The following is a 2,162-nucleotide window of genomic DNA, read 5'->3' on the forward strand; positions in this document are numbered from 1 at the left end:
AGAAATGGGGCGAGGAGCAGGTGCACGTCTGGCGCCGCTCCTATGACGTGCCGCCGCCCGGCGGCGAAAGCCTGAAAGATACGCTGGCGCGCGCCCTGCCCTATTACGTCCAGGAGATTCTGCCCGGCGTGTTGCGCGGCGAGCGCACGCTGGTCGCCGCGCACGGCAATTCACTGCGCGCGCTGATTATGGTGCTGGAGAAGCTGTCGCCGGAAGGCATCCTGAAGCGCGAGCTCGCCACCGGCGTGCCGATCATCTATCGGCTGAATGCGGACTCGACGGTGGCGTCGAAGCTGGATCTGGCGTCGTAATCGATTGCTTGAGCAGAGGACGCCAGCCGCGGACCTCCCTTCACCTCTCCCAGGGGGGAGAGGTCGCGCCGCCAGGCGCGGGTGAGGGGGCGCTGCCCGCTCGATAGATATTGACCCCTCACCCGGATTGCATCTGGCGATGCAATCGGACCTCTCCCGATGGGAGAGGTGAACTTTCGTCGCGGCGCTAGTGGCAAACTAACTCATCGCAATCCAGCAACTACGCGCTCCCCACCTGCCCGGCTTCCCAGCCGAGCATCGCCTGCTTGCGGGTCAGGCCCCAGTGATAGCCGGTGAGCGCGCCGGTCTTTCCCAGTGCGCGATGGCAGGGCACCACGAAGGAGACCGGATTCTTTCCGACCGCAGCGCCGACCGCGCGTGAAGCCTTTGGCGTCTGCAGCTTGCAGGCAATATCGGAATAGCTGACTGCACGCCCCATCGGAATCTTCAGCAGCGTTTCCCAGACCCGCACCTCGAAATCGGTGCCGATCAGCACCACGCGCAGCGGCTGATCCGGCCGCCACAGCTTGGTGTCGAAGATGCGCTGGGCCAGCCCGGCGGTCCCGGCGGCGTCCTCGACATAGAGGGCGTGCGGCCAGCGGCTCTTCATGTCCGACAGCGCCGAGGATTCCTCGCCGGCATCGGCGAACGCCAGGCCTGCGAGCCCGCGATTGGTCGCCATGACCAACGCTGTACCGAACGGCGAGGCGTGGAAGCCGTAGGCGATGGTCATGCCGACGCCGCCGGTCTTCCATTCGCCCGGCGACATCGCCTCGTGAGTGACGAACAGATCGTGCAGTCGTCCCGGTCCCGAAAGGCCGGAGTCGAGCGCGGCGTCGAGCACGCTGGCCGATCCCTTCAAGAGCATCTTGGCGTGGTCGAGCGTCAACGCCTGCATGAATGCCTTGGGCGTCAGCCCGGCCCAGCGGCGGAACAAATGGTGCAGCTCGTCCGGCGTCAGCGAGGCGGCATCCGCCATATCCTCGATGGTCGGCTGCTGCCGCCAATGCTCCGAGATGAATGCGATCGCCCGACGCACCGAATCATAGTCGCGCATCGCGGCGGACTGTTGTGGGCCCGGCTTGGCCAGGCTCTGATCATGAATGGCTAGGGTCATCATGGAAGCAGATGTAGGGCGCGCCATGTCCCCACTCCACCCGATTTCCGATGTCAGCGCTAGATCGGATTGAGCACCGGCCCGCGCTTGGCGGCCTGCAGCCCAGCCAGCAACGCCTTGGCAAAACTGGCCTTTTCGTCCGGACTCAGGAAACCCGCAACGGCGACGCTGCGGCTGCCCGACACCAAATAAAGGTTCTCGATCCCGAACTCCTCATGGGTGACCTGATCGAGCCGGACCCAGAGCGGATTGAAGGTCCACTCCATGACATGGCCGCGATGGCTGACCCGCCGCAGCTTGAGCTCGGATACCGTGATCGAAATTTCCTCATAGGCCCGGGCGCGGCGGAAATTGACCTTGAAGGCCCAGTAGATCGCCAGCACGTCCAAGCCGAAGAAGCCGAGGATCGGCCAGGCGCCCATCAGCACCGAGGCGATGCCGCCGACAAAGCTGACGGCGCAGACGACGCTCATCAACGCCACGAAGCCGGCGCGGTTGAGCGAGCGGTGCGGCGTCAGCAGCGCCGAGAACAGCTCGACGTCGGCAGGCTCCGTTCCGTACGCTTCGGGTGCAAAGGCATTGCCTGCGGTCATGGTGCCTCAGTATACCGCCAACATGGCCAAAATCATCCGATCCAAACGCGCCAAGCCGGTCCCGGTTCGCACGGCTCCCAAGAAGGTGTCCAAGAAACCAGTCAAGGCTCCGGCAAAGGCCAAAGCCCCTGCCCGCCCGGC

The 2,162-nt window shown here is 64.9% G+C and carries 3 protein-coding genes; 1 reads left to right on the forward strand and 2 read right to left on the reverse strand.

The genetic code is table 11. The features are described 5' to 3' along the window. On the forward strand, positions 1 to 311 hold a 311-nt coding region (locus WA702_RS23375), incomplete at its 5' end, for a histidine phosphatase family protein (protein WP_425112929.1). Positions 312 to 531: 220 nt separating this feature from the next. On the opposite strand, the gene WA702_RS23380 is transcribed toward WA702_RS23375, so the two are convergent. Next, positions 532 to 1,431: a methylated-DNA--[protein]-cysteine S-methyltransferase gene (locus WA702_RS23380; RefSeq protein WP_425112931.1), complete on the reverse strand. Its 900-nt coding sequence runs from the start codon at positions 1,429 to 1,431 to the stop codon at positions 532 to 534. Between the two features lie 56 nt (positions 1,432 to 1,487). Further along, on the reverse strand, positions 1,488 to 2,021 hold the full coding sequence (locus WA702_RS23385) for a DUF2244 domain-containing protein (RefSeq protein ID WP_425112930.1): 534 nt from the start codon (positions 2,019 to 2,021) through the stop codon (positions 1,488 to 1,490). Between the last annotated feature and the right edge of the window lie 141 nt (positions 2,022 to 2,162).

It is taken from the genome of Bradyrhizobium sp. (genome assembly GCF_049798375.1).
Classification (GTDB): domain Bacteria; phylum Pseudomonadota; class Alphaproteobacteria; order Rhizobiales; family Xanthobacteraceae; genus Bradyrhizobium.

What these genes read in the sequence shown, in the direction of transcription:
- WA702_RS23380 (WP_425112931.1), bottom strand. Translation starts at nt 1,431, where the DNA reads ATGATGACCCTAGCCATTCATGATCAGAGCCTGGCCAAGCCGGGCCCA.
- WA702_RS23385 (WP_425112930.1), bottom strand. Translation starts at nt 2,021, where the DNA reads ATGACCGCAGGCAATGCCTTTGCACCCGAAGCGTACGGAACGGAGCCT.